The 25,822-nt window shown below is 65.7% G+C and carries 24 protein-coding genes and 1 tRNA gene; 19 read left to right on the forward strand and 6 right to left on the reverse strand.

Features of this window, described 5'->3' with window-relative positions; genetic code table 11:
• Nucleotides 1-16: 16 nt before the first annotated feature.
• From QRN07_RS07930 to QRN07_RS07950, 5 genes are all read right to left on the reverse strand, one after another.
• Nucleotides 17-1,069, reverse strand: a complete 1,053-nt coding sequence (locus QRN07_RS07930) for a M4 family metallopeptidase (RefSeq protein ID WP_285240760.1) — start codon at nt 1,067-1,069, stop codon at nt 17-19.
• A 141-nt stretch (nt 1,070-1,210) separates the two neighbouring features.
• A tRNA-Arg gene (locus QRN07_RS07935) sits at nt 1,211-1,286 on the reverse strand.
• 111 nt (nt 1,287-1,397) lie between these two features.
• A complete protein-coding gene (locus tag QRN07_RS07940; protein ID WP_285240761.1) occupies nt 1,398-2,942 on the reverse strand; it encodes a ferredoxin--NADP reductase in 1,545 nt (514 codons plus the stop codon).
• Nucleotides 2,939-3,811 (reverse strand): FAD:protein FMN transferase, encoded by an 873-nt coding sequence (locus tag QRN07_RS07945; protein WP_285240762.1) that lies wholly within the window; start codon nt 3,809-3,811, stop codon nt 2,939-2,941. The genes QRN07_RS07940 and QRN07_RS07945 overlap by 4 nt, the downstream gene beginning before the upstream one ends.
• A gap of 3 nt (nt 3,812-3,814) precedes the next feature.
• Nucleotides 3,815-4,303, reverse strand: a complete 489-nt coding sequence (locus QRN07_RS07950; protein ID WP_285240763.1) for an FMN-binding protein — start codon at nt 4,301-4,303, stop codon at nt 3,815-3,817.
• A 168-nt stretch (nt 4,304-4,471) separates the two neighbouring features.
• Between QRN07_RS07950 and argS the strand changes: the two genes are divergently transcribed.
• From argS to QRN07_RS08000, 10 genes are all read left to right on the forward strand, one after another.
• Nucleotides 4,472-6,121, forward strand: a complete 1,650-nt coding sequence (argS, locus tag QRN07_RS07955) for an arginine--tRNA ligase (RefSeq protein WP_050686816.1) — start codon at nt 4,472-4,474, stop codon at nt 6,119-6,121.
• Nucleotides 6,122-6,126: 5 nt separating this feature from the next.
• Entirely contained in the window at nt 6,127-7,590 is a 1,464-nt protein-coding gene (gene lysA, locus QRN07_RS07960) for a diaminopimelate decarboxylase (protein ID WP_285240764.1), read from the forward strand.
• Nucleotides 7,591-8,907: a homoserine dehydrogenase gene (locus tag QRN07_RS07965; RefSeq protein WP_050686814.1), complete on the forward strand. Its 1,317-nt coding sequence runs from the start codon at nt 7,591-7,593 to the stop codon at nt 8,905-8,907.
• Nucleotides 8,908-10,014, forward strand: a complete 1,107-nt coding sequence (thrC, locus tag QRN07_RS07970) for a threonine synthase (RefSeq protein ID WP_050686813.1) — start codon at nt 8,908-8,910, stop codon at nt 10,012-10,014.
• A gap of 2 nt (nt 10,015-10,016) precedes the next feature.
• Nucleotides 10,017-10,991, forward strand: coding sequence for a homoserine kinase (gene thrB / locus QRN07_RS07975; RefSeq protein ID WP_285240765.1), 975 nt, complete (start codon nt 10,017-10,019; stop codon nt 10,989-10,991).
• A gap of 299 nt (nt 10,992-11,290) precedes the next feature.
• On the forward strand, nt 11,291-13,468 hold the full coding sequence (gene rho, locus QRN07_RS07980) for a transcription termination factor Rho (protein ID WP_285240766.1): 2,178 nt from the start codon (nt 11,291-11,293) through the stop codon (nt 13,466-13,468).
• Between the two features lie 232 nt (nt 13,469-13,700).
• Complete coding sequence (gene prfA / locus QRN07_RS07985; protein WP_050686808.1) at nt 13,701-14,774, forward strand: peptide chain release factor 1; 1,074 nt, start codon at nt 13,701-13,703, stop codon at nt 14,772-14,774.
• 12 nt (nt 14,775-14,786) lie between these two features.
• A complete protein-coding gene (gene prmC / locus QRN07_RS07990; protein WP_285240767.1) occupies nt 14,787-15,659 on the forward strand; it encodes a peptide chain release factor N(5)-glutamine methyltransferase in 873 nt (290 codons plus the stop codon).
• A gap of 12 nt (nt 15,660-15,671) precedes the next feature.
• Nucleotides 15,672-16,484, forward strand: a complete 813-nt coding sequence (locus tag QRN07_RS07995) for an L-threonylcarbamoyladenylate synthase (protein ID WP_050686806.1) — start codon at nt 15,672-15,674, stop codon at nt 16,482-16,484.
• Complete coding sequence (locus tag QRN07_RS08000; RefSeq protein ID WP_285240768.1) at nt 16,484-17,242, forward strand: WecB/TagA/CpsF family glycosyltransferase; 759 nt, start codon at nt 16,484-16,486, stop codon at nt 17,240-17,242. Before QRN07_RS07995 ends, QRN07_RS08000 begins: the two co-directional genes overlap by 1 nt.
• Nucleotides 17,243-17,252: 10 nt before the next feature.
• Here QRN07_RS08000 and QRN07_RS08005 read toward each other — a convergent pair whose 3' ends face one another.
• Entirely contained in the window at nt 17,253-18,149 is an 897-nt protein-coding gene (locus QRN07_RS08005) for a glycosyltransferase (protein WP_285240769.1), read from the reverse strand.
• A gap of 271 nt (nt 18,150-18,420) precedes the next feature.
• Between QRN07_RS08005 and QRN07_RS08010 the strand changes: the two genes are divergently transcribed.
• The 9 genes from QRN07_RS08010 (at nt 18,421) to QRN07_RS08050 (ending at nt 25,766) form a co-directional block, all read left to right on the forward strand.
• Nucleotides 18,421-19,533 carry an MraY family glycosyltransferase gene (locus tag QRN07_RS08010; protein ID WP_050686803.1) on the forward strand — a complete coding sequence of 371 codons (1,113 nt, stop codon included), beginning with the start codon at nt 18,421-18,423 and terminating at the stop codon, nt 19,531-19,533.
• Nucleotides 19,534-19,628: 95 nt separating this feature from the next.
• A complete protein-coding gene (locus QRN07_RS08015) occupies nt 19,629-20,111 on the forward strand; it encodes a Cg1360 family ATP-synthase-associated protein (protein ID WP_056597249.1) in 483 nt (160 codons plus the stop codon).
• Nucleotides 20,104-20,442, forward strand: coding sequence for an AtpZ/AtpI family protein (locus tag QRN07_RS08020; protein ID WP_285240770.1), 339 nt, complete (start codon nt 20,104-20,106; stop codon nt 20,440-20,442). The genes QRN07_RS08015 and QRN07_RS08020 overlap by 8 nt, the downstream gene beginning before the upstream one ends.
• An 81-nt stretch (nt 20,443-20,523) precedes the next feature.
• A complete protein-coding gene (atpB, locus tag QRN07_RS08025) occupies nt 20,524-21,324 on the forward strand; it encodes a F0F1 ATP synthase subunit A (protein ID WP_050686801.1) in 801 nt (266 codons plus the stop codon).
• 110 nt (nt 21,325-21,434) lie between these two features.
• Nucleotides 21,435-21,653, forward strand: coding sequence for an ATP synthase F0 subunit C (atpE, locus tag QRN07_RS08030; protein ID WP_050686800.1), 219 nt, complete (start codon nt 21,435-21,437; stop codon nt 21,651-21,653).
• 46 nt (nt 21,654-21,699) lie between these two features.
• The gene (locus QRN07_RS08035) at nt 21,700-22,254 is read left to right on the forward strand and encodes a F0F1 ATP synthase subunit B (RefSeq protein WP_050686799.1); all 555 of its coding nucleotides are present in this window, start codon (nt 21,700-21,702) and stop codon (nt 22,252-22,254) included.
• Complete coding sequence (locus QRN07_RS08040) at nt 22,254-23,081, forward strand: F0F1 ATP synthase subunit delta (RefSeq protein ID WP_285240771.1); 828 nt, start codon at nt 22,254-22,256, stop codon at nt 23,079-23,081. The genes QRN07_RS08035 and QRN07_RS08040 overlap by 1 nt, the downstream gene beginning before the upstream one ends.
• 83 nt (nt 23,082-23,164) lie before the next feature.
• Nucleotides 23,165-24,802, forward strand: coding sequence for a F0F1 ATP synthase subunit alpha (gene atpA, locus QRN07_RS08045; protein WP_050686795.1), 1,638 nt, complete (start codon nt 23,165-23,167; stop codon nt 24,800-24,802).
• Between the two features lie 73 nt (nt 24,803-24,875).
• On the forward strand, nt 24,876-25,766 hold the full coding sequence (locus QRN07_RS08050; RefSeq protein ID WP_050686793.1) for a F0F1 ATP synthase subunit gamma: 891 nt from the start codon (nt 24,876-24,878) through the stop codon (nt 25,764-25,766).
• Nucleotides 25,767-25,822 lie beyond the last annotated feature (56 nt).

The following is a 25,822-nucleotide window of genomic DNA, read 5'->3' on the forward strand; positions in this document are numbered from 1 at the left end:
CCGCGGGGAGCTCCGTTTAGAGCTTGACCTTCACAGTTTCCCACGCCTTGGCCACGGCGTCATGCTCTGCTGAGCCGGCACCAAAAATTTCCACGGCGGACGCGGCGGTGGCACGGGCAAAAACACCGAATGTTGCCATTGGTGGCAGGGAACCGCCTGTCAGGGTGTCGTACCAGATCCGGCCCGGGGCGTCCCAGGCGTTCCCGCCCAGCGCTTCGGCGACGAGGTAGAAGGCACGGTTGGGGATGCCGGAGTTGATGTGCACGCCGCCGTTGTCAGCGCTGGTGCGCACATACGTATCCATGGAGTCAGGCTGCGGATCCTTGCCCAGCACGTCGTCGTCGTACGCGGTACCCGGCGCCTTCATGGAACGCAGCGCAGTGCCCTGCACTTCGGGCGTAAAAAGGCCTTCGCCGATCAGCCAGCTGGCCTCTGCAGCGGACTGTTTTCCGACGTACTGCTCCACCAGGGCGCCAAAGACGTCCGACATCGACTCGTTCAGCGCGCCGGCCTGGTTACGGTATACCAAGGCGGCAGTGAACTGGGTGACGCCGTGCGCCAGTTCATGGCCGATCACGCTCAGGGACTTGGTGAACCGGTCAAAGACCTCGCCGTCACCGTCGCCGAAGACCATCTGGTTGCCGTCCCAGAAGGCGTTGTCATACAGCTTGCCAAAGTGGACCGTGGCATCCAGGCCCAGGCCGTTGCCGTCCACGGAGTTCCGGCCAAAAACGTCCGCGTAGAGCCGGTGGGTGGAGCCCAGCCCGGCGTAGGCCTCATCCTGGGCCAGGTCTCCGGTGTCCGGTTCGCCTTCCTTGCGGACCAGCTTCCCCGGCAGGACTTCAGCGTTGCCGGCGTCGTAGATGGTCCGGTTCACCGGCCCCGGAGCTGTCTGGCGCACGCCGGCCGGGCCGGCCGCTGCCGACCGGGTCCGGGCCGCCTGCACTGACCGGACATGGACCAGGGCTTCCCGGGCGGCCCGGGCCGCTGCGGAAAACTGCGGCGCATCCTGGCGCGCCAACCGCCGCAGCAGATACGGCGGGACGATGGTGCAGAACGGCGTGTGCATGGCGTTACCTCCTGGAGTCGGTGGAACCAGACTACGAGGGGGTGCCGACAATTCAGTGCAGGCTCACCTGCCGGAAAACCGGACCGGTGGTGCACGGTGGGTTAAACAAAACCACCCCGGCAGGACCGGGGTGGTTTTGGCTGGTGCCCTCGATAGGATTCGAACCTACGACCTTCTGCTCCGGAGGCAGACGCTCTATCCCCTGAGCTACGAGGGCAATCCGGGCTTCCTGCCGTTTCCGGCGGGACGTCCTAGAGCTTAGCAGTAAGGTGGCCCGCAAGGAAAAACGGCCGCTGCGGGGGTGGTGTGGGGCACCTTCCGGCAGCCTTCAGTAGCCCGCGAACGAGTCCGTGTGGACGCGCCGGGCGCCGGCTGCCCTGGCCGCACGGCGCAGCGAGGCGACGCTGGCCGGTGAACCGGAGACGTAGACCTCCCGCGCCCCGATGTCAGGGACCAGCGCCTTGAGTGCTGCCCGGTCCAGCCGGGTGCCCCCGTTGGGTGTGCCGGCCAGGTCCGGGGGCGGCGCAGAACCGTCCGCCAGGTGGACCACCACACGCAGGCCCGAAGCGCGCAGCTCATCGGCATAGGCCACCTCGGCGGCGCTCCGGGCCAGCAGCAGCAGGACCGCGTCGCGGTCCCGCAGCCCGCCGGAGGACAGATGGGACAGGTACGGGGTGATGCCGATTCCTGCGGCAACCAGCAGCACCGGCTGCTGCCGGTTCCGGGGGAGGACAAAATCGCCGCCCACGGAGGTGGCGCGGAGCTTATCGCCGGGCTCCAGCGCCAGGAGGGCCTTCTTGGCGGCGGAGAGGGGACCGGCGGTCCGGACGCCGAAGGTTACCTGCCGCGCATCCGGTGCGCCCGTCAGGCTGAAGACCCGGCGCCGGCCCTTGCCGTCCGACTTGGCGTGCGGCAGGTCGAGCTCCATGTACTGGCCCGGCTGGAAACGTACCGGCCGGGCAGGGGTGAAGGAGAATTCGGTGGTGGTGGGCGTCAGCTGGCGGGTGCCTTCCAGCCGCAGCGTCACGCCGCCGCGCTGGCCCAGCATAAAGGCCAGCAGGTTACCCAGCAGCAACGCGGCCTCGGGGGAGTTGGCGAGGAAGCCGAAGTTGTACGGAACCGCAAAGACCACACCCACAACGGCAGCAAGTGCCAGCTGCTGCCAGCGGCGCGGCGGAAGGGTCAGCGGCTCCGTGAGCATAAAACCCACGAAGAAAAGCACCGGCCGTTGCGCCAGCGCCTGCCAGAGGCCCGTCCCGGCGCTCATGCCGGCACGGATCAGCTCCACAGTGATGATGGACGTGGACGCCGCCACAAAAACGGCAGCCATCAGGGCTTTCCGGGTCCGGTACAGCACCAACAGGACGCCCGGGACCAGCAGGAACAGCATGGCTGGTGTGGCGGCCCACCAGGTGGCAATGTTCAGGCCGGTCAGGCCCGTGACGAAGGCGCCGGCGGCGGCGGGGTTGAAAACATGCCGGCCACGCCACGCCAGGGCATATTTGGAGGCGGAAGCCAGGACGCAGGCCAGCGCCACCCCTGCCACGTCCATCACTTGGAACGAGGGCCAGAACAGGAAATAGATCAGCAGGCCGGTGATCAGGGCGGACTCGGAATGCGGCTGTACCCGGAACAGTGCGGCCAGGGCCCGGTTGGCGGTGTAGGTCAGCGCCAGGCACAGGACCAGGTGGGCCAGCATCTCTGGGATCCCGAAGGTGAGCCAGCCCAGGACATCCAGCAGCAGGCTGTAGGCCACCAGGACTGCAAGGACCAGGAGCACCAGCCGGTACATGGTGAGCCGGCCCAGGGCGGTGTCCACTGTGCCGGCAAGGGAAGGGGCAGGGCCCGCCTTGGGTGTTTCCACGGAACTCATGTGAACAGTTTCCCTTCAAAGTCGGCGGAGTGGGCGGCGCTGCCGTCGGAAAAGACGGTCAGCCAGGAAAAGTCGAATGACCCCTCAAGCGCAGGCCCGGGTGCAAAAAAGAGTGCTGTGGCCAGGGCGTCCGCCACCATTGCGGTCTCCGCCATGGCCCAGGTGGCCACGGCGGTCCGCACAGGCAGGCCGGTGGTGCCGTCCAGGACGTGGTGGAGCCCATCGCCCCACACCCGCCGGTTCGCGGCCGAGGCGCACAGGGACCGCCCCGCCAACTCCACCACCCCGATGGCCTGCCGGGGGTTGTAGGGATGTTCGAGGCCCACGCGGACGGTGCCCGGGCCGCGGGCCAGGAGGTCGCCGCTGCCATCAATCAGGAAGGCGTCGTGGCCCGCGGCAGTAAGGTCCGCGGCCAGCAGGTCCACCAGCAGCCCCTTGCCTGCTGCGCCGATATCCAGGACCACCGGCCCGTTGACGGTGAGGGTGGCGCCGGTCCAGTCCAGCCGGCCGTCCCAGGCCGGCGCCGGAAGGGCCGCGCCGGTTGGCTGCAGGGAATACTGCGCGTCGTAGCCCAGGCGCTCCAGGCTGCTGCCGATCAGGGGCGTCATGGCACCCCCGGTGATCCGGTACAGCGTCCGATACAGTTCCCCCAGGGCTGAGGCCTCCGCGGGGAAGGTGTAGCTGCCCGCGGCCCGGGCCATGGCCGCCACCCGTGAGTCGTCCCGGAAACGGGACCACACGCCGTCGAACGTTTCCACTGTTGCCAGCAGCGCCGTCCGGAGGGGGCCGGACAGCGGGCGCGGCGTGGTGATTTCCCACTGCGTGCCGATGCCCGCAAAGGAAAATGCCGCGCCGTCCGCTGCCGGCACCGCCTACTTCGCCTCGGACTTGATCTGTTCCACTGCGTCGTTGAAACCGCCACTGGTCAGTGACGAGCCGGCCACCTTGGAGACGTTGAGGCCGTCAATGTCCTTACCCACAATCTGACCGGCGATACCACCGGCGAACTCGCCCTGGAACTTGCGGGTGTTGGGGTTGGAAGGGTGCGTGGTGATCTGCACGTCCGTGACTTTGCCGGCCGCCAGAGTCAGCTCCACACCGACGGTCTCGGTCCCGTTGGGGGAGACATAGTTGCCGTCCGCGCTGTAGGTGCCGTCCTTGTAGGCGGAGGCACCGCCGGATCCCGTGGTGGCCATCGAAGTGGATGACGTGCCCGTGGTGGGTGCGGCCGCCGGCGTCTCCGCGGCAGATGTGTTGGCGGGGTCGCCGCCGGAAGCGGCGGGCGCGCAGCCTGCCACGGCGCCGATCAGGGAAAGGCCTGCCATTCCGGCGTAAACGCCCTTGCGTACTGAGGGTCTCATGTGGGGCTCTCGTTTCGTCATTGGTTCATCCGGCGGTGGTTACTGTTATGTCAACGTCGAAGCAAGCCTATTGGTTCAGTCGGACCCGGTTGCCTCCATCACCTGCGGGCCCGCAGCGGGTCCGCCGTAAGATTCTTTGCTGTCCCGGGCCCCCGGTAGGCTAGGAGGGTGACTCCCGAAGAACTCTCCCTCGCCATATCCGCCTGCCTGAAGGACGCCGTTGCTGCCGGCGAAATCAGCCTGGCAGCGTCAGCAGTGCCGGACGAGGTGCGCGTGGAGCGACCCAAGAACCGGGACCACGGCGACTGGGCCACCAACATCGCACTGCAGCTGGCCAAGCCCGCCGGAATGAACCCCCGCGATCTCGCCACCGTCCTCCGCACCCGCCTGGCCTCGATCGACGGCGTCTCCGCCGTGGACATCGCCGGACCGGGCTTCCTCAACATCACCGTCGACGCCGCCGCAGCCGGCGCCCTCGCCAAGGTGATTGTGGAGGCAGGCCGGACCTACGGCACCAACACCGCGCTCGCCGGCCACACCGTCAACATGGAGTTTGTTTCCGCGAACCCCACGGGCCCGCTGCATATTGGCCATACCCGCTGGGCCGCCCTCGGTGACGCCATTGCCCGCGTCCTGCGGGCCTCCGGCGCCCGGGTCACCACCGAGTACTACATCAACGACGCCGGCTCGCAGATGAACGTCTTTGCCAACTCCGTGTACTCGCGGTTGCATGGCCGCCCGGTACCCGAGGGCGGCTATCCCGGCCAGTACATCGCCGACTTGGGCCACGAAGTGCTCACCGTTCACCCGGACATCCGCGAACTCACCGAGGTGGCGGCCGTCCCCGTGATCCGGGCCGCGGCGTACAAGGCGCAGCTTAAGGACATCAAAACCACCCTTGCGGACTTCGGCGTCGAATTCGACGTCTACTTCTCCGAGCAGGAACTGCACGACGGCGGCGCGATCGAAAGTGCCGTGGCTCGCCTGCGCGAACAGGGCCACGTGTTCGACGACGGCGGCGCGGTCTGGCTGCGGACCACCGACTTCGGGGACGACAAGGACCGGGTGATGATCCGCGCGAACGGCGAGCCCACGTACTTCGCTGCGGACGCCGCGTATTACCTGTCCAAGAAGGACCGCGGCTTCCCGGAGAAGATCTACCTCCTGGGCGCCGACCACCACGGCTACATCAACCGGCTCAAGGCCATCGCCGCCTGCGCCGGGGACGATCCCGAGGCCAACATCGAGGTCCTGATCGGCCAGCTGGTGTCCGTCAACGGCGCCAAGCTGTCCAAGCGCGCCGGCAACATCATCGAGCTCAGGGACCTGGTCGACTGGCTGGGCAAGGACGCGGTGCGCTACTCGCTGGCCCGGTTCCCGGCCGATTCGCCGCTGACCCTTGACCCGGAACTGCTGAAGAAAAACAGCAACGAGAACCCGGTGTTCTACGTCCAGTACGCCCACGCACGGTCCCGCGGTGCTGCCCGCAACGCCGTGGCCGCCGGTGTTGACCGCTCCGTGTTTGAGGCCGCGCTGCTGGACCACACAACGGAAAACGAACTGCTCTCCCACCTGGGCAGCTACCCCTCCATCGTGGCCAAGGCCGCGGAACTGCGCGAACCGCACCGCGTGGCCCGGCACCTGGAACTCATCGCGGGCGCCTACCACCGCTGGTATGACGCCTGCCGGGTGGCCCCGATGGGGGAGGAACCGGTTACCGACGTGAACCGCACCCGCCTCTGGCTCAACGACGCCACCAGCCAGGTCCTGGCCAACGGCCTTGACCTGCTGGGCGTCTCCGCGCCGGAACGGATGTGACAGCGATGACCGCACAGGCCAATACCGCCGCTTCACCGCTGGCACCCGAATGGTTGTCCGTTCCTGACGACCTCAACGTCCTGCATGAACCGCTGTGGGCCGGCGGCGTGCAGCGCAACGACCAGGGCGAACTTGCCGTGGCCGGCCTGCCCGTCTCGGCCCTCAAGGAACAGTTCGGCACCCCGCTGTTTGTCCTGGACGAGGCCGACTTCCGGTCCCGCGCCCGGTCCTTCAAAGACGCCTTCGACGCAGCCTTCGCGGACATCTGCGGCGGCGTGGACGTCTACTACGCCGGCAAGTCCTTCCTGTGCACCGCTGTAGTGAAGTGGGTTGAGGAGGAGGGCCTGCGCCTGGACACGGCTTCCGGCGGCGAGCTGGCAGTGGCCGCCCGCGCCGGCATCGCCGGGGACCGCGTGGCGCTGCACGGCAACAACAAGTCCGACGCCGAGATCACCCGCGCCCTGGACATGGGCCTGGGCCGGATCGTGGTGGACAGCCTGGCGGAACTGGTCCGCGTGGGCGCCATCGCCCAGGCGCGCGGCGAGCAGGCGAAGGTGATGCTCAGGCTCACCCCGGGTGTCCACGCCCACACCCACGAATTCATCGCCACGGCCCATGAGGACCAGAAGTTCGGCCTCTCCATGGCAGCTGACACCACGGAACTGGCAGGCCTTTCCGCCGCCGAGGAAGCGGTGGCAGCAGCCGCCGCGCACCCTGGGATCGACCTGCTGGGCCTGCACTGCCACATCGGCTCGCAGATCTTCGAACCGGACGGCTTTGCCGTGGCGGCGGAGAAGCTGCTCCGCTTCCTGGCCGCGATGCAGGAAAAATACGGCATCGTGATGCCGGAGCTGGACCTCGGCGGAGGATACGGCATCGCCTACACGGCGGTGGATACCCCGCGCCCCCCGGCGGAAATCGCAGCGGCGATGGCCGCCGTCGTGCGTTCCACCTGCACGGAGTTGGGCATCACGGCACCCCGGATCTCCATTGAACCGGGACGGGCGATCGTGGGCAGCACCACCTTCACGCTGTACGAGGTGGGCACCCTCAAGACGGTACGGGTCGACGCGCCCGCCGGCACCGACGCCGGAAACGTTACGTATCCGCGCCGGTATGTTTCGGTGGACGGCGGCATGAGCGACAACGCCCGCCCGGTGCTTTACGACGCGGATTACTCGGCTGTCCTGGCCGGCCGAACCTCCGCCGCCGCCCCGGAACTGTCCCGCGTGGTGGGCAAACATTGCGAGAGCGGCGACATAGTTGTTAGAGATGTATATCTGCCCGGGGACGTGGCAGCCGGTGATTTGCTTGCAGTACCGGGGACCGGCGCCTACTGCTGGGCCCTGTCGAGCAACTACAACTATCTGGCCCGGCCGGGCGTTGTCGCGGTGCGCGACGGATCTGCCCGGCTGATTGTCCGCGGGGAAACCGAAGAAGATCTGCTGAACCGCGACATGGGAGCCTGAATGACGGAAATGCGAACCCTGAAGGTGGCCCTCCTGGGCTGCGGCAACGTTGGGGCACAGGTGGCGCGGATTCTCCTTGAGGACGCCGACGCTCTGGCCGCCCGGACCGGAGCCCGCCTTCAGCTCAGCGGGATCGCCGTCCGCAACGTTAACTCCAAGCGCGACGTCGACCTGCCCCAGGACCTTTTCACCACGGACGCCGAGACCCTGGTCAAGGACGCCGACCTGGTCATCGAACTTATGGGCGGCATCGAGCCGGCCCGCACGCTGATCCTCGCTGCACTCAGCAACGGCGCGTGCGTGGTCACGGGCAACAAGGCCCTGCTGGCCCAGGACGGCCCCACCCTTTACGAGGAAGCCGACAAAGCAGGCGTCCAGCTCTCCTATGAGGCCGCGGTGGCCGGTGCGATCCCCATCCTGCGCCCCATCCGCGACAGCCTGTCCGGTGACCGCATCACCCGCGTGCTGGGAATCGTTAACGGCACCACCAACTTCATCCTGGACCAGATGGATTCCACGGGCGCCCAGTTCGCCGACGCCCTGGCCGAAGCCCAGCGCCTGGGCTACGCGGAAGCGGACCCCACCGCTGACGTTGAAGGCCACGACGCCGCCGCGAAGGCCGCGATCCTGGCCTCCCTGTCCTTCCACACCCGCTTTGCCCTGGAAAACGTGCACTGTGAAGGCATCACCGCAGTCAGCGCCGCGGACATCGCCGCGGCCAAGGACGCCGGTTTTGTCATCAAGCTGCTGGCCATCGCGGAGAAGCTTGCGGACGCGGACGGAAACGACGGTGTCTCGGTGCGGGTGCACCCCACCCTGCTGCCCCGCGAACACCCGCTGGCAGCCGTCCGTGGAGCCTTCAACGCCGTGTTCATCGAAGCCGAGAACGCCGGCGAACTGATGTTCTACGGCCAGGGTGCCGGCGGCACGCCCACGGCTTCCGCCGTCCTGGGCGACCTGGTGTCCGCGGCGCGGCGCCTGGTCCTGGGCGGTCCGGGCCGCACCGAGACCACTACCGGCCACGTCCCGGCGCTGCCCATCACCGCAGCGTCCACCAGTTACTACATCGGCCTGGACGTGGCTGACCAGCCCGGCGTCCTGGCCCGGATCGCGCAGCTTTTTGCGGAGCACGGCGTGTCCATCGAAACCATGCGCCAGACCATCCATCGCAACGCCGATTCCTCCGTGGAATCCGCCGAGCTGCGGATTGTCACCCACCGCGCATCAGAGGCTGCACTTGCAGCCACCGTCGAGGCCGTCAAGGGCCTGGACGTCATCAACTCAGTTACATCCGTTCTTCGGGTAGAAGGAGTCTAAGTGGCTCACCAATGGCGCGGCGTTATCCGCGAATACGCTGACCGTTTGCCCGTCACGGAAGCCACCAGGGTCATCACCCTGGGCGAAGGCGGAACGCCGCTGGTGCCTGCACAGGCGCTCTCCGAACTCACAGGCTCAAAGGTCTACCTCAAGGTGGAGGGCATGAACCCCACCGGATCCTTCAAGGACCGTGGCATGACCATGGCCATGACAGCCGCTGTGGAAGCCGGCGCCAAGGCCGTGGTGTGCGCCTCCACGGGCAACACGTCCGCCTCTGCCGCCGCGTACGCGACCGCTGCAGGGTTGAAGTGCGCCGTCCTGGTGCCCGAGGGCAAGATCTCCATGGGCAAACTGAGCCAGGCGATCGCCCACGGTGCCACCCTCCTGCAGGTGGACGGCAACTTCGATAACTGCCTGGACATCGCCCGGAAGCTCGGGGAGTCCTACCCCGTGTTCCTGGTGAACTCCGTCAACCCGGCCCGCATCCAGGGCCAGAAGACCGGCGCCTTCGAAATTGTGGATTCCCTGGGCGACGCCCCGGACATCCACGTCCTGCCCGTCGGCAACGCCGGCAACATCACCGCCTACTGGAAGGGCTACAAGGAGTACTCCGCGCCCTTCGAGTCCGCGACGGCCGGCACCCTGCCCGCAGTGTCCACCAGGACTCCTGTTATGTGGGGCTTCCAGGCCGCCGGTGCCGCCCCGTTTGTGGCCGGCCACCCCATCACGGAACCCGACACCATCGCCACCGCCATCCGGATCGGCAACCCTGCTTCGTGGGACGGCGCCATCAACGCCCGCGACGAATCCGGCGGACTGATCGACGCCGTCACCGACGACGAGATCCTGGCGGCCCACCGCTGGCTTTCCGCCCGCGAGGGTGTTTTTGTGGAACCTGGTTCCGCCGCAGGCGTGGCCGGGCTGCTGAAGAAGCACGCCGCCGGCGAGGTACCCGCGGGCAAAACCATCGTTATCACCGTCACCGGCCACGGCCTCAAGGATCCCCAGTGGGCACTGCGCACCGAGGACGGCAGCGATGTGCAGCCGGTCAAGGTGTCCAACGACGTTGTCACTGTCGCCGCTGAACTGGGACTGGAAGAAAAGTAACCTTGGAAACCACCTCACAGGCCGTGGCCGCACTGGAGCTCATCGAGTCCGGCCAGCGTGTCACGGTCCGGGTCCCCGGCACCTCCGCCAACCTCGGACCCGGCTATGACAGCCTGGGCCTGGCGCTGGCACTGCACGATACCCTCACCGTTGAAAGCCTGGACACGGACGAACTCCTGTTCGAGCTCACCGGTGAGGGTGCAGAGACGCTGCCCCGCGACGCCAGCCACCTGGTGGTCCGGGCCATCGATGCCGCCCTCGAGCGCCTGGGCTTCGGCCGCCGGGGCCTGCGGGTGACGGCGCAGAACGTCAACCCGCACGGCCGCGGCCTTGGCTCCTCGGCGTCAGCAGTGGTGGCGGCCGTGACGGCGGCCAACGCGATGGTGCCGACGGCGAGCAGCCGCGGCAAAAACTGGATCCTGCAGCTGACCAGTGAGCTGGAGGGCCACCCGGACAACGTCGCACCCGCCATTTTCGGCGGATTGGCGCTGTCATGGCAGGACAGTGACCGGTACAGCACTACCTGCGCCACGGTGGCCGGATCGGTCATCCCCATTGTTGCCGTGCCGGACTACGAATTGTCCACGGAAGCGGCGAGGGCCTTGCTGCCTGCCTCGGTGGGCCACCACGCGGCGGCCATGAATTCCGGGCGCGCGGCCCTGCTGATCCACGCACTTACCGCGGATCCGGAACTGCTGTTCCCCGGCACTGAGGACTACCTGCACCAGAGCTACCGCGCCGAGGCCATGCGCCCCAGCGCCGCGCTCATCACCGCCCTGCGCCGGGCGGGGCACGCAGCAGTGGTTTCCGGAGCAGGCCCCACCGTGCTGGTCCTGGCCAACGGCGAGGTTGAGGCCGCCGCCGTGCTGGCCTCGATTGAGGCGTTCACGGCCGCCAACACGCCGGAAATCGGCTGGCGGGTGCTGAAGCTGGCTGTGGACGTTGAAGGTGCTAAGGTGGACATGCACCGGCGGTAATTGACGCCTGTTGATCCGTTTTTGCAGTTCCTTGCCATTGGATCTTTTACTGCGCAATCTATGCCGGTGCCGCCTGCTTGGTCTGTCGCAGGAATCTGCAGCATTTCAACTGCCCCTGACGCGTCAGTCCGGCGGTCCGCACTGAGCGGAGCGCAAGGTGTATCTGTTACCGGCCCTGCTGGCCACAAAAGACAACCGGCAAGGCCGAAAATATCCGGCTGCAGATCTGAACTGCAGCCCAGATCAAATCATCGCGTCCAGCTCCCAGTCCGGACGCCGTCGAGGGGGAAGGATCCTTCGTGACCGAAACCACTGAGCTGTTGCCAGCTGTGGAAACATCATCTTCTGCAGCCGAAACATCGGCTGCACCCGCCAAGAGCAGCGGCCTGGCCGGGCTTAAGCTGGCCCAGCTGCAGGCTCTTGCCAGCCAGCTCGGCATTTCCGGCGGTTCCCGCATGCGCAAGGGGGACCTGGTCACGGCCATTTCCGCCCACCGCGCAGGCACCCCCATGGTGAAGGCCCCTGCCAAGGCGGCAGAGAAGCCGGCCGTGGCCACCGCCCCCGAGGTTGTTGCCGCGCCGGAAGCCGAGGCTCCTGCGGCCGACGCCACCCGGGCCCGCCGGGGCCGCAGCCGCCGCGCCGGAAGCGACGGCGTCATCAGCCCCGCAGCCGAGCCGGCCGCTGCCGAGGTCGCTGCAGCTCCCGCCGCCACGGAAGCGGCACCTGCCGCTGCCGCGCCGGAAGCAACGGACGGCGCCGAGCGCCGCCAGCCGCGCACCCGCAACCGCCGCCGCGGCGAAGCGGCCGCGACAGCAGGCCAGGAGACCGCCGCCGAAACCGCGCCGGAGCAGCCCGCCGCTGAGCAGCGCACCGAAGCACCGGTTGAAGCCGCCGAAGCCGGCCAGCGCGGCGACCGCCGCGAGGGCGTCCGCACCCGCAGCACACGCGAGAGCGCTGCCCGCGAGAGCGCCGGCCGTGACAACGCTGCACGTGAGAACGCTGTGCGCGACAACGCCGCACGGGACAACGCCGAGGCAGGCCGGGACAATGCCGGCAGCCGCGACGCAGGCCAGCGCGAAGCCACCCGCCGCGATGACAACGACGAGAGCGACGGCGGCAGCCGACGGAACCGCCGTAACCGCCGTGACCGCAACGAACGCCCCGAGCGTAACGACCGGAACGAGCGCACTGACCGCTCCGCGGGCCAGGACCGGGACGCCAACTCCCGCAACGACCGCTTCCGGGACCGCAACGACCGCCGTCGCGGCCGTACCCAGGGACCCGATGTCGATGACATCGAAATCACCGACGACGATGTGCTGCTGCCCGTTGCCGGCATCCTGGACGTCCTGGAGAACTACGCGTTCATCCGCACCTCCGGCTACCTGCCCGGCCCCAACGACGTTTACGTCTCGCTGGCCCAGGTCAAGAAGTACAACCTGCGCAAGGGTGACGCCGTCGTAGGCGCCATCCGTGCCCCCCGCGACGGCGAGGACCGCAGCCAGCAGTCCGCGCGCCAGAAGTTCAACGCGCTGGTCCGGGTCACCTCCGTGAACGGCAAGACCCCGGAAGAGCTCAAGGACCGCGTCGAGTTCGCGAAACTGGTTCCGCTCTACCCGTCCGAGCGCCTGCGCCTGGAAACCGATCCCAAAAAGATCGGCCCGCGTGTCATCGACCTTGTGGCCCCCATCGGCAAGGGCCAGCGCGGCCTGATTGTCTCCCCGCCCAAGGCCGGCAAGACGCTTATCCTTCAGTCCATCGCCAACGCGATCACCACCAACAATCCTGAGGTCCACCTCATGATGGTGCTGGTGGACGAACGGCCTGAAGAAGTCACCGACATGCAGCGCACCGTCAAGGGTGAGGTCATTGCCTCCACCTTCGACCGCCCCGCTGACGACCACACCACCGTGGCTGAACTGTCGATCGAACGCGCCAAACGCCTCGTGGAAATGGGCATGGACGTGGTGGTCCTCCTGGATTCCATGACCCGCCTGGGCCGCGCCTACAACCTGGCAGCACCGGCCTCCGGCCGCATCCTGTCCGGTGGCGTCGATTCCGCAGCCCTGTACCCGCCGAAGCGCTTCTTTGGTGCAGCCCGCAACATCGAAAACGGCGGCTCGCTGACCATCCTGGCAACGGCGCTCGTGGAGACCGGCTCCAAGATGGACGAGGTCATTTTCGAGGAGTTCAAGGGCACCGGCAACATGGAGCTCCGGCTTTCCCGCCAGCTGGCCGACAAGCGCATCTTCCCCGCCGTGGACGTCAACGCGTCCGGAACCCGCCGCGAGGAAAACCTGCTTTCCGCCGAGGAAGTCAAGATCATGTGGAAGCTGCGCCGGGTCCTCTCCGGTCTCGAAACGCAGCAGAGCCTTGAACTGCTGACCAACAAGATCCGGGAGACCCAGAGCAACGTCGAGTTCCTGATGCAGATTCAGAAGACGACGCTGGGCAGCAAGTCGGATAACGACAAGTAGCTGGGTTCACCGCTAGATTCTGGCGGTCCCGCGCGCCAACGCCGCACGGATTTTCCGCCCCCGCCTCTCCGCCGGGTGGCTTACGATCTACGATCGCAAGCCACCCGGCTTCGGCAGGCCCGATGCCACTCCCGGGGCGGAAAATCCGTGCGGCTTCGTCGTTAAGTCGCCAGCAGCGGTCAAGTTAATGGTGTCGTTACTAGACTTGTAAGAGTCGAAAGAGGTTTTGAAAATGTTTGAGTCCGTACAGGGCCTGCTTGATGAGCATGATGCCATCCAGGCGCAGCTTGGGGATCCCGCTGTTTATGCTGACCAGCGGCTGGCCCGGAAGCTGGGGCGGCGGTCCGCGCAGCTTAACGGCATCGTGGAGGCTTACCACCGGTGGGAGGGCATCAGCGATGACCTTTCCGCAGCCCGGGAAATGGCCGCCGAGGACCCTGAGTTTGCCGCCGAGGTACCCGAGCTGGAGGCTGCGCTGGAAGTTGCGGCCGCCAAGCTCACGCGGCTGCTGATCCCGCGTGACCCGGACGACGCACGCAACGTGATCCTTGAAGTCAAGGGTGGCGAGGGTGGCGACGAGGCTGCCCTGTTCGCAGCGGACCTGCTGCGGATGTACACCCGCTACGCCGAGTCCCGCGGCTGGAAGACGGAGATCATCTCCGCCACCGAGTCGGACCTGGGCGGTTACAAGGATGTCCAGGTTGCCGTCAAGGGCAGCTCCAATGATCCCGCTGAAGGCGTCTTCGCCCGGCTGAAATTCGAGGGCGGCGTCCACCGCGTCCAGCGGGTTCCCGTCACGGAGTCCCAGGGCCGGATCCACACGTCCGCAGCCGGTGTGCTGGTCCTTCCCGAAGTGGACGAGCCCGAGGAACTGGACATCAACCAGAACGACCTAAAAATCGACGTGTACCGGTCGTCGGGCCCCGGTGGACAGTCCGTTAACACCACGGACTCCGCTGTCCGCATTACCCACCTGCCCACCGGCATTGTGGTGGCCATGCAGAACGAAAAGTCCCAGCTGCAGAACCGCGAGGCAGGCATGCGTGTGCTCCGCGCCCGGATCCTGGCCCACCAGCAGGAGATCATCGACGCCGAGAACTCCGCGCAGCGCAAATCGCAGATCCGCACCATGGACCGATCGGAGCGCATCCGCACCTACAACTACCCGGAAAACCGGATCGCCGACCACCGAACGGGCTACAAGGCCTACAACCTTGACCAGGTGATGAACGGTGACCTGGAGTCTGTGATCCAGTCCGCCATCGAGATGGACGAACAGGCGCGCCTGGACGCCATCGGCGACTAGTCCACTTCCGCGATGACCATCGGGCCCGACCAAACGCTCGCCGCCGCCGTCAGTGAGGCTACCCGGATACTGGCGGCGGCCGGCGTCCCCAGCCCCCGCGTGGACGCAGAACTCCTCGCCGACCACCTCCTCAACGTCGGCCTGGGCCGGCTGCGGGCCTTGCTGTTGGGCGACACCCCGGCGCCTGATGGCTATGGGGCGCTGATCGCGGAGCGTGCCTCCCGGGTTCCCCTGCAGCACATCACGGGAGTGGCTTACTTCCGCTACCTGGAACTGGCGGTTGGTCCCGGCGTGTTCATTCCGCGCCCCGAAACCGAATCCGTGGTCCAGTTGGTGATTGACCACATCCGGGACGCCGCTCATCCTCGTGTGGTGGACCTGGGCACGGGCTCCGGTGCGATCGCGGGATCCATCGCCGCGGAAGTCCCCGCTGCCGAAGTCCACGCCGTGGAATACAGCGCATTTGCCCACGCGTGGGCAGCAAGGAACCTCGAGCCCCTGGGAGTGAACCTGGTGCAGGGCGACCTGCGCACGGCCCTCCCGGAGCTGAACGGCACGTTTGACGTGGTGGTCTCCAACCCGCCCTATATTCCGGCGGAAGCCGTCCCGAACGAACCCGAAGTGGCGTTGCACGATCCGCCGGAAGCGCTGTACGGCGGCGGCGCGGACGGCATGGAGCTTCCGACGGCGGCCGCTGCCTCCGCTGCCCGGCTGCTGCGGCCGGGCGGCTACTTTGTGATGGAGCATGCGGAGGTCCAGTCAGGGTGGATTGCCGCCATGCTGGCCCGGCAGGGGTCCTGGACCGGCATCACGTCCCATCAGGACCTGAACGGCAAGGACCGCGCCACCACCGCCTTTTTGGCGGATCCTCCCAGTTTGGAATGAAAGAATAGGCCAGTGACCACAACCTATAACTGCACCACGGACGATCAGCGCGCGGCCGGCCTGGAGCACGCCCAGCGTGCCATCAGCGAGAAGAAAGTGGTGGTGTTCCCTACGGACACCGTCTACGGGATCGCTGCTGACGCGTTTTCGGCCCAGGCCGTCACCATGCTCCTGGCGTCCAAGGGACGCAGCCGGGCCATGCCGCCGCCCGTGCTGATACCCCGCATCAACGCTTTGGACGGGCTGGCCACGGACGTTTCCGCGGATGCCCGCAAGCTTGCCGAGGCTTTCTGGCCCGGCGGGCTCACCCTGATCCTGCACGCCCAGCCGTCTCTGGACTGGGACCTGGGGGAGACCAAGGGAACTGTGGCGCTGCGGATGCCTGCCGACGACATTGCGCAGGAACTCCTCACACTGACGGGCCCGTTGGCGGTGTCTTCGGCCAACCGGACCGGCCACGCACCAGCCCAGACGGCGGCGGATGCCCGCGAGCAGCTGGCGGAGTCCGTGGAGGTTTACCTGGAAGGCGGCTTCCGGCCCCTGGCTGGGGACGCCGCGGTGGCATCGACAATCGTTGACGCCACGGGGCCGCTGCTTCGGGTGGTCCGTAACGGCGCCGTGAGCCTCGACCGGCTCCGGGAGCACGTGCCGGGTGTCCTGGGGCTGGGCGAGATCCCCATGGCCGAAATTGACGAACCGGCGACTGAAACTGTTGACGAACCGGCCGACGGCGCCGTTGATGAAACGGGCAATGGAACAGCGGCCGCAGCAGTGACCGCCGACGTCCCGCCGGCGGACGCGCCGGAGCGGACGTCCGGATCCTGATGTTGCCGGACCGCCAAAGGGTTCCCGGCCTGGGAGTCGATGCCACTCCCTTGCGGGTTCCTGACCTGGTGGATGTCCTGGGCGGATTCATCAGCGAGGGGTCCACCAGGACCATCCTTGGCCACAACCTGCACAGTGTGACGCTGACGCTGCAGGACAATGGTTTCCGCGCGCTGTACGAGCGCAGTGACGTGGTGCTGCTGGACGGCGCGCCAGTGCTGTGGCTGTGGGGCCGGACCGGCAAGGCCCAGGGACCTGTCATGGACTACAGGCTGGGATCCACTGACTGGCTCCCGGCCCTGGGCGGCGTGGCCGGCCTGCAACGGATCGCTGTGGTGGGTGCCGGGGCCGATGCCAATGCCGGGGCAGTCACCATGCTCGAGTCGATCGTGCCCGGTGCCCGCGTGACCGGTTTCCCAGGAGCAGGCTGGGACACCGCCCGGGAAGATGAAGCTGTCGCGTGGCTGCAGCGTGAGGCGCCCCAACTGGTCCTGCTGGGTCTGGGCATGCCGTTGCAGGAAGAAGTGCTGCAGCGCAGGCTCGCCGACCTGCCGCCGGCCGTGTACTGCGCGGTAGGCGGAGCCATTGACCAGCTTGCCGGGACGCAGAAGCTTGCTCCCCGCTGGCTTGGCCGGCTGGGCCTCGAATGGGCCTGGCGGCTGGTGTTGCATCCCCGCCGGGTGGCTTACCGGGTGCTGGTTGAACCGTGGGTCCTGCTGTGGCTGCTGGCCGGCCGCCACTTGAAGCGCCGGCCGTAGGGGCGGGCGCCTAGAACTTCTGGTCCTCCAACGGGGCGAAGCCCTTGCCGCGGAGCCCTGCGCTGAACGCCTTGGCCCAGGACATCAGCCCGGGGAGGTCCCGGCGCTGCAGGAAGTAGCCCAGGTAGCCGCCCACGTCCGCCACGAGGGACTTGACCCGGAAATAGCGCCTGATCAGGTACCCGCGGTTCCGGTAGTAGTAGTAGCGCTTGAACGCCGACTCCGGAACGATGACGTGCCACCGGGCGCCAAAAACGTGCTGCGTTTCTTCAAAGGCGTGCGGGTGCGTGATCGAGGTGGTGGTGACGGTGCCGAACCTGATGCCGGCCTGCCGCAGCCGCAGGGTGAAGTCCACTTCGTCGCCCCGGATGAACAGCCGCATATCGGGGAGTCCGACCTTGAAGAAGACATCCGAGCGGATCAGGGCACCGTTGAAGAAATGCCCGTCGTTGGGCAGGAACCCCAACTGCTCCACCTCTGCACGGTCATGGGTGACCTTGCCGTCCAGCCGGAAGAAAAACGACAACCGGTCGGGTTTGCCGGGCGCTGTCACCAAGGGGACCACTGCTTCGAGGTCGCGGGCTTCTGCCTCGCGGAGCAGGGTGGCAAGGCATTCGGGATCTGCGGGCTCGGCGTCGTCGTCCATCATCCAGATCCAGCGGGCGCCACTGGCCACCGCTTTCAGGGTGGCGAGGGCAAAACCGCCGGCGCCACCGAGATTGGCTTCGGAGCGGACATAGTCCACATTGGAATGGCCGGCGGCAATGCTGCGGGCCGGCGTTGTGCCGCTGTCCACCAGGCAGATGGTGTCCACAGCGGCGGTCTGGGCGTTGATGGCGGACAAGAGCACGGCAAGCTCTTTGGGCCTGTCGAAAGTTACGGCGGCAACTGCCACGCGGGGGGTCATGGGGGTCCTTTCAGCATGGCTGCCAGGGATGTCCCCGTTCGCTGTGCGCCAGTGTGGCGCGAAGCCATGAAGCTGTTGGCGCTAGTATCTTTGACTAGAGTCCACTGTAATACAGCCGTGTAAGGCACCAAGAACTGCCTGCTGCGCGCCCGGCGACGGAGAGTTTCATTTATCGAAGAACAGATTTCCGGCCAGTGAGCCCACGCGGGAACAACCAGCCGCATCCGCTGCGGGGGGCCATTGTGCCATCTGTCGAAACGGCCGCCGTCCCATGATCATGTACCTGCTGATGGGCCTGACGGCAGCCGTCGTTTCCTACGCGGCCACGTGGGGCGCCAGGATCGTGGGCCACCGTCTCGAACTTCACCTGCCCATCCGCAGCCGTGACATGCACTCCATTCCGGTCTCACGCCTGGGCGGGGTTGCCATCTTCCTTGGCGTGCTTGTGGCCCTGGTGGTGGCCAGCCAGTCGTTCTTCGTTAAGGACATCTACCGGAACAACTTCCAGCCCTGGGGTGTCCTCGCCGGCGCGGCAATCATCGTCCTGATCGGGGTGGCGGACGACCTGCTCGATATCCGCTGGTGGGTCAAGCTGATCGGTCAAAGCGTGGCCGGCCTGGTGGTCGCAGTCTGGGGTGTCCAGATGACAATCGTCCCCTGGATTCCCGAACCCATCTACCTGGAGAACAACACGCTCAGGGTGGTGCTGACGGCGGGGCTGATAGTGGTCAGCATGAACGCCTTCAACTTCATCGACGGGCTGGATGGCCTGGCTGCAGGTGTCGCCGTCATAGGCGGAGCTGCGTTCTTCTTCACTGCCTACTGGGTGCACCGGAACGCCGTCCTGCTGGACTATTCCGACCTTGCCACGCTGCTCACTGCGGTCCTGGTGGGCAGTTGCCTGGGGTTCCTGCCGCACAACTGGTTCCCGTCGAAGATCTTTATGGGCGACTCCGGTGCCATGCTGATCGGCCTGCTGATGGCTTCGGCCGGTGTTGTGTCCACGGGCCAGATCACCTCCGGGCTCTATGACAGGGTCAACGGCATCTCAACCGTCATCCCCATCCTGCTGCCGTTTGCGGTGCTGTTCCTGCCGCTGCTTGACCTCGGGCTGGCAGTCATCCGAAGGACCGCGCGTGGGCGTTCGCCGTGGACCGCGGACCGCGGCCACCTGCACCACAAACTCCTGGACATCGGCTACTCGCACCGCACGGCAGTAATCCTGCTCTACCTTTGGACCGCCGTGCTGTCCTTCGGGGGCCTGGCGTTCGCCGTTTTCCCCTGGCAGATTGTCCTGACCGTGGACATTTTCGCCACGCTGGCCATGGCGCTGGTGACAGCATGGCCTTACCTGACCCGACGTGGCGAAAGCACGCGGGCATAAAGCGGGTCAGGAATTATTTCTATCTCGTGTAGAATTTAGGGGCAGCCTTGAGCTGCCCTCCACACCAGCCATCAGGCGCCGACGATTGGGATCTAATGACCTCCAACGCCGAGTCCGGACCCGCGTCCGGCAACTCACCCGTTGGCGCTTCGGGTCCCACGAAATCACTGTGGCTGCACCTTCTTAAGCTCAGCGCGCTGGCCGGCTCGGCCGCCGTCGTCAGCTGCTCCCTGGTGGCCATCCTCTTCGTGGGTCCCCACGGCGGGCTGTCCAGCCTGTATGGGGGAGTGCTGGTGATGCTGTTCTTCGGCATCAGCCTGCTGGTGGGCCACTTCGTGGGACGTAACAATCCAGCCGGAGCAATCGGCGTTTTTGTCGCCACCTATTTCATCAAGGTGGTGGGCTTCGCCGCGGTCCTTTTTATCGTCGGAGCCCCCGAGTGGCTTGACGGCCGGTGGTTCGTCATCAGCGCCGTGGCCACCGTGGTCCTGTGGCAGGCCGCCGAAATCTACGGTTTCAGCAAAGCCCGCCTCCAGATCTACAACGACCCCGAAAGCAAGGGACCAGCCGATGCGTGACCCGAAGAACGCCCGCAGCGGACGCCTCCGCACCCGCGGCCGCGGTGTCTCCGCACCCGGTGTATCAGAGAACGGCAGGGACGGCGGTTACAACGCTGGAATCGCCGTATTCAGCTACATCATTGGCGGAATCATCGTCTGGAGTTTGATAGGGTGGGGACTGGATAATCTGTGGGGAACGCGCTGGATTGTGCTCGCAGGCGCTCTGCTTGGAGCCGTCGGAGGTTTTTACCTTTCCCACATGCATGGTCTCACCAGTTCCCGAGAAAAAGCTGGGGATCACCGTGCTGCCAGCGGGCCGTCCAAGGACGGCAACACTAATGCCAAATAATTTCACAGGGGGAGCAGCAGGCCATCAGGCCGCCGGTCCCCGCCCAACGCCCAATGATGGACACTGCAGAGAGGAAACGCGTTGATCGCGCTTGCGCTCCCGGCCCAAGATTCAGGAGAGTTTACTCCTCCTGGTATTAACGAAATGCATTTGCCGGCAATCCTGCCGTGGGGTGCCGCAGAGGGATTCTCCAAGCAGATGCTGCTGGTCCTCCTCTCCGTCGTCTTTATCGCCGTCTTCTTCGTGCTTGCCGCACGCAAGGGACAGCTGGTACCCGGCAAACTCCAGTTCGCCGGCGAGGCCGCCTACGGCTTCGTCCGCAACGGAATCGCCAAGGACATCATCGGCGGCAAGGACTTCATCAAGTACGTCCCGCTGCTGTTCAGCTTGTTCTTCTTCATCCTGGTGAACAACATCTACGGCGCCATTCCGTTCTTCCAGCTCCCCACGTTCTCGCACGTCGGCGGCGCTTACGTTCTGGCGGGGATCGTCTACTTCACCTGGCTGATCATCGGCCTCAAGAAGAACGGCATCCGCTACTTCAAACTGGCCACCGTTCCTTCCGGGGTTCCGTGGTACATCCTGCCGATCGTTATCCCGATCGAGATCATCTCGAACTTCATTGTCCGCCCGGTGACGCACAGCCTCCGTCTGTTTGCCACCATGCTCGCAGGACACCTGATTGTGATGATCGCCGGCTACGGCATCGAGTTCCTTGTGTCGCAGGAGAACATCCTGCTGCAGGGCACCTCGGTCCTGGTCCTGGCAGGCGCCATCGCCATGTACATGCTTGAAGCCCTGATCATGGTCCTGCAGGCCTATGTCTTTACCCTGCTGACCGCGATCTACATTGAAGGCGCACTCCACGCCGACAGCCACTAGCCGCAGCGCCGCACGGCGCACGGCCTGAAGGCACCCAAAAGACTTCCCCTCGCGGGGATGAAGCAACCCAAACAACCTGCCACATGGGTGGCATCTTGAAAGGAAGAAAAATGGAAGGCTCCATCAACGGCTCAATCAACCTCATCGGTTACGGTCTCTCCGCAATCGGCGGTGGTATCGGTGTTGGTCTCGTGTTCGCCGCGTACATCAACGGTGTGGCACGCCAGCCGGAAGCCCAGCGCGTCCTGCAGCCGATCGCATTCCTCGGCCTCGCGCTGACTGAAGCCCTCGCCATCCTCGGCCTGGTCTTCGCCTTCGTTCTCTCCTGAGAACCGAAGCGGACATTAGAACCGAGTAGATAAGGACGGGTGAAACATGAATCAGCTGATCATCTCAGCCGCCACTGAAGGCGAAGAGGTTAACCCCCTCGTTCCCAACGTTTGGGAAATGGGCGTTGTCCTGGTTGGCTTCGTCATTCTTATGTTCATCGTGGTCAAGTTTGTTGTCCCGATGTTCGAGAAGACCTTCGCCGAGCGCGCCGAAGCCATTGAAGGCGGCATCGCCAAGGCTGAGAAGGCCCAGGCCGAGGCCTCTGCTGCACTCGAAGAGTACAAGCAGCAGCTGACGGACGCCCGCGCCGAAGCCAACCGCATCCGTGAGGAAGCACGTGCCGAAGGCGCACAGATCCTGGCTGACCTGAAGGAGAAGGCGGGCGCAGAGTCTGCCCGCATCACCGCTCAGGCCCACGCCCAGATCGAGTCCGAGCGCCAGGCCGCCGTCGTGTCCCTGCGTGCAGAGGTGGGCACGCTTGCCACCACGCTGGCAGGACGCATTGTCGGCGAAGCACTCAACGATGATGAGCGTTCAGCCCGCGTTGTTGACCGCTTCCTGGCAGATCTGGAGAACCAGAACGCGGGTGCTGCGAAGTAATGGCAGGCGTATCGAGCGAATCGCTGGCAACAGCGCTGGCAGGTCTGGAAGCAAAACTTCCGACGGCGTCGCTTCAGTTGGCAAAGGAACTCTTCGGAATTCTGGGAACGGTGGACAGCTCGGCTGGCTTGCGCCGCGCCTTGACTGACCCGTCCCGCTCAGGTGACGAGAAGTCGGCGCTGGTCAGGCAGCTTGTTGGCGGGAAAGTCTCCGCTGATGCTGCTGACGTCGCAGCCGGATTGGCCAGCTCACGCTGGGCAGCCGCACGCGACATCGGCGATGCACTCGAGACCCTTGCCGCAACGGTGGTCATTTCCGTTGCTGAAAACAAGTCCGCCGTTTCTGCCTCCGGAATCTCCGGCCTGGAAGAGCTGGAGAACGATCTGTTCTCCTTCAACCAGACTGTTGCCTCCAACCACGAGGTACAGCGTGCCTTGTCCGAGCCGCAGGCAAGTGCTGCTGCTAAAGCCACCCTCGTTGAGCGGCTGGTGCCCGGCGCAAGCGAGGAAGCAAAAATCCTCATCAAGCAGGCTGTCACGCAGCCCCGCGGCGTCAAGCCGTCGCGGCTGGTAGGGCGGTTCGCTGAACTGGCCGCCAAGCGACAGCAGCGCTGGATTGCCACCGTCAGCGTCACACAGCCGCTGTCCAACACGCAGCTGGACCGCCTCCAGGCGGGCCTGAATGCCATGTACGGACGCGAACTGAAGGTCAACCTCACCGTTGTCCCCGCACTGATTGGCGGCATCCGTGTCCAGGTGGGGGATGAAGTGCTCGACGCTTCCGTCCTCACCCGCCTGGGTTCACTGCAACGCCAGCTGGCCGGCTAGCCGGACAAGCACAACCACACTGATACAAACCCCGGTCATCGTGAGCAACGATGATCACGAAAACAGGAGAGCAGGGACTGCAGATGGCCGAATTGACCATCAACGCCGACGACGTCCGTAATGCGCTGAACGAGTTCGCGGCGTCCTACGAACCCGGAAACGCAGAACGCGTAGAGGTCGGCCGCGTAACCACCGCAAGTGACGGCATCGCCCGTGTTGAGGGCCTTCCCTCGGTCATGGCGAACGAGCTGCTTCGCTTCGAGGACGGCACGCTGGGCCTGGCCCAGAACCTTGACGTCCGCGAAATCGGCGTGATCGTACTCGGTGACTTCACCGGCATCGAAGAAGGCCAGGAAGTCCACCGCACCGGACAGGTTCTGTCCGTCCCCGTGGGCGACGCATTCCTGGGCCGCGTTGTGGACCCGCTGGGCGTGCCCATCGATGACCTCGGCGAGATCAAGGCTGAGACCACCCGTGCCCTGGAACTCCAGGCTCCCGGCGTGACCCAGCGCAAGTCTGTGCACGAGCCCATGCAGACCGGACTCAAGGCCATCGACGCCATGATTCCGATCGGCCGCGGCCAGCGCCAGCTGATCATCGGTGACCGCCAGACCGGCAAGTCCGCGATCGCGATCGACACCATCATCAACCAGAAGGCCAACTGGGCTTCCGGTGACGTGACCAAGCAGGTCCGCTGCATCTACGTGGCGATCGGCCAGAAGGCATCCACCATTGCCGCTGTCCGCCAGACCCTCGAGGACAACGGCGCGCTGGAATACACCACCATTGTGGCGTCTCCCGCATCCGACCCCGCAGGCTTCAAGTACCTGGCCCCCTACGCCGGTTCGGCGATCGGCCAGCACTGGATGTACGGCGGCAAGCACGTCCTCATCGTGTTTGATGACCTTTCCAAGCAGGCTGAGGCCTACCGCGCAGTGTCACTGCTGCTGCGCCGTCCGCCGGGACGCGAAGCCTACCCGGGCGACGTTTTCTACTTGCACTCCCGCCTGCTGGAGCGTTGTGCCAAGCTCTCCGACGAGCTCGGTGCCGGTTCCATGACGGGCCTGCCGCTGATCGAGACCAAGGCGAACGACGTTTCCGCCTACATCCCGACCAACGTCATCTCCATCACTGACGGGCAGATCTTCCTCCAGTCGGACCTCTTCAACGCCAACCAGCGTCCCGCAGTCGACGTGGGCGTTTCGGTGTCCCGCGTTGGTGGCGCCGCGCAGGTCAAGTCCATGAAGAAGGTTTCCGGCACGTTGAAGCTGGAGCTCGCCCAGTACCGGGACATGCAGGCATTTGCCATGTTCGCCTCGGACCTGGATGCGGCTTCCCGCCAGCAGCTGACCCGTGGTGCCCGCCTGATGGAACTGCTCAAGCAGGGCCAGTACTCGCCGTTCCCGGTCGAGGACCAGGTTGTCTCCATCTGGGCCGGCACCAACGGCCACCTGGATGACGTTCCCGTTGAGGATGTGAACCGGTTCGAGACCGAGTTCCTGGAACACCTCAAGCACAAGTCCTCCATCCTCACCACGCTGGCCCAGACCAACGTGATGGACGATGACACCGCAGCAGCCTTGAAGTCGTCCATCATCGACTTCAAGAAGGGCTTCTTCGGCGAAGGCGACAATCACCTGGTGGGCGCAGGCCACGAGGCACACGACGCCATCTCCGGTGGCGACGTTGACCAGGAAAAAATCGTCAAGCAGAAGCGCTAATTCCACTGGACAGGTGTGCCGGGCCCACAGGGTCCGGCACACCGGTTTAGGGAAATGTTAGGAAAGGATAAGTATGGGAGCCCAGATTCGGGTCTACCGCCAGAAGATCAGCTCGACCACGTCGATGCGCAAGATCTTCAAGGCGATGGAACTGATCGCTACCTCGCGCATCGGCAAGGCCCGTGCGCGCGTAGCAGCTTCACTGCCTTACGCGAACGCGATCACGCGCGCCGTTTCTGCTGTCGCCAGCCAAAGCGAAATCGACCACCCGCTGACCACTGAGCCGGAGCAGATCCGCCGCGCCGCAGTCCTGGTAATCACCTCGGACCGCGGATTGGCAGGTTCTTACTCGGCCAGCGTCCTCAAGCAGGCGGAAGGTCTCAACGAGCTGCTCCACGCCGAAGGCAAGGAAGTCAAGACCTACCTCGTCGGACGTAAGGCCCAGGCCTACTTCGACTTCCGGAACCGGCCCTATGAACGGGTCTGGACCGGAGGAACCGACGCGCCGGAGTTCGCCACGGCCCGTGAAATCGGTGCAGCACTGCTCGCCGAGTTCGCAGCCGACTACGAGGACGGCGGCGTTGACGAGATCCACGTCGTTTACACCCGCTTCAAGTCGATGGTCACCCAGGAACCGACGGTCATCCGTCTTCTGCCCCTTGAGGTAGTGGAAGAGGAAGCTGCATCGGAGTCGGAGCTGTTGCCGCTTTACGAGTTCGAACCGGAAACGGAACGCGTCCTGGACGCGCTGCTGCCGCGGTACATCGAATCCCGCCTCTTCGCAGCAATGCTGCAGGCAGCAGCTTCCGAGCTCGCCGCCCGCCAGCGCGCCATGAAGTCGGCAGGCGACAACGCAACGGACCTGATCAAGAAGTACACGCGTCTGCGCAACACGGCCCGTCAGGCCGAAATCACGCAGGAGCTTTCCGAGATCGTTGCCGGCGCGGACGCCCTCGCGTCCTAGTCCGGCCCGGTACCGGTTCCCGCGGGACCTGCACCACAACAGATAAACTTAACCCC

The sequence above is a fragment of the Pseudarthrobacter sp. MEB009 genome, assembly GCF_030208875.1.
Taxonomy (GTDB): domain Bacteria; phylum Actinomycetota; class Actinomycetes; order Actinomycetales; family Micrococcaceae; genus Arthrobacter.

Excerpts from the sequence above, each read along its gene's own strand:
- QRN07_RS07930 (WP_285240760.1), bottom strand. The coding sequence starts at position 1,069 with ATGCACACGCCGTTCTGCACCATCGTCCCGCCGTATCTGCTGCGGCGG.
- QRN07_RS07940 (WP_285240761.1), bottom strand. The coding sequence starts at position 2,942 with ATGAGTTCCGTGGAAACACCCAAGGCGGGCCCTGCCCCTTCCCTTGCC.
- QRN07_RS07950 (WP_285240763.1), bottom strand. The coding sequence starts at position 4,303 with ATGAGACCCTCAGTACGCAAGGGCGTTTACGCCGGAATGGCAGGCCTT.
- lysA (WP_285240764.1), top strand. The coding sequence starts at position 6,127 with ATGACCGCACAGGCCAATACCGCCGCTTCACCGCTGGCACCCGAATGG.
- QRN07_RS07965 (WP_050686814.1), top strand. The coding sequence starts at position 7,591 with ATGACGGAAATGCGAACCCTGAAGGTGGCCCTCCTGGGCTGCGGCAAC.
- prfA (WP_050686808.1), top strand. The coding sequence starts at position 13,701 with ATGTTTGAGTCCGTACAGGGCCTGCTTGATGAGCATGATGCCATCCAG.
- prmC (WP_285240767.1), top strand. The coding sequence starts at position 14,787 with ATGACCATCGGGCCCGACCAAACGCTCGCCGCCGCCGTCAGTGAGGCT.
- QRN07_RS08000 (WP_285240768.1), top strand. The coding sequence starts at position 16,484 with ATGTTGCCGGACCGCCAAAGGGTTCCCGGCCTGGGAGTCGATGCCACT.
- QRN07_RS08005 (WP_285240769.1), bottom strand. The coding sequence starts at position 18,149 with ATGACCCCCCGCGTGGCAGTTGCCGCCGTAACTTTCGACAGGCCCAAA.
- QRN07_RS08010 (WP_050686803.1), top strand. The coding sequence starts at position 18,421 with ATGATCATGTACCTGCTGATGGGCCTGACGGCAGCCGTCGTTTCCTAC.
- QRN07_RS08015 (WP_056597249.1), top strand. The coding sequence starts at position 19,629 with ATGACCTCCAACGCCGAGTCCGGACCCGCGTCCGGCAACTCACCCGTT.
- QRN07_RS08020 (WP_285240770.1), top strand. The coding sequence starts at position 20,104 with ATGCGTGACCCGAAGAACGCCCGCAGCGGACGCCTCCGCACCCGCGGC.
- atpE (WP_050686800.1), top strand. The coding sequence starts at position 21,435 with ATGGAAGGCTCCATCAACGGCTCAATCAACCTCATCGGTTACGGTCTC.
- QRN07_RS08035 (WP_050686799.1), top strand. The coding sequence starts at position 21,700 with ATGAATCAGCTGATCATCTCAGCCGCCACTGAAGGCGAAGAGGTTAAC.
- QRN07_RS08040 (WP_285240771.1), top strand. The coding sequence starts at position 22,254 with ATGGCAGGCGTATCGAGCGAATCGCTGGCAACAGCGCTGGCAGGTCTG.
- atpA (WP_050686795.1), top strand. The coding sequence starts at position 23,165 with ATGGCCGAATTGACCATCAACGCCGACGACGTCCGTAATGCGCTGAAC.
- QRN07_RS08050 (WP_050686793.1), top strand. The coding sequence starts at position 24,876 with ATGGGAGCCCAGATTCGGGTCTACCGCCAGAAGATCAGCTCGACCACG.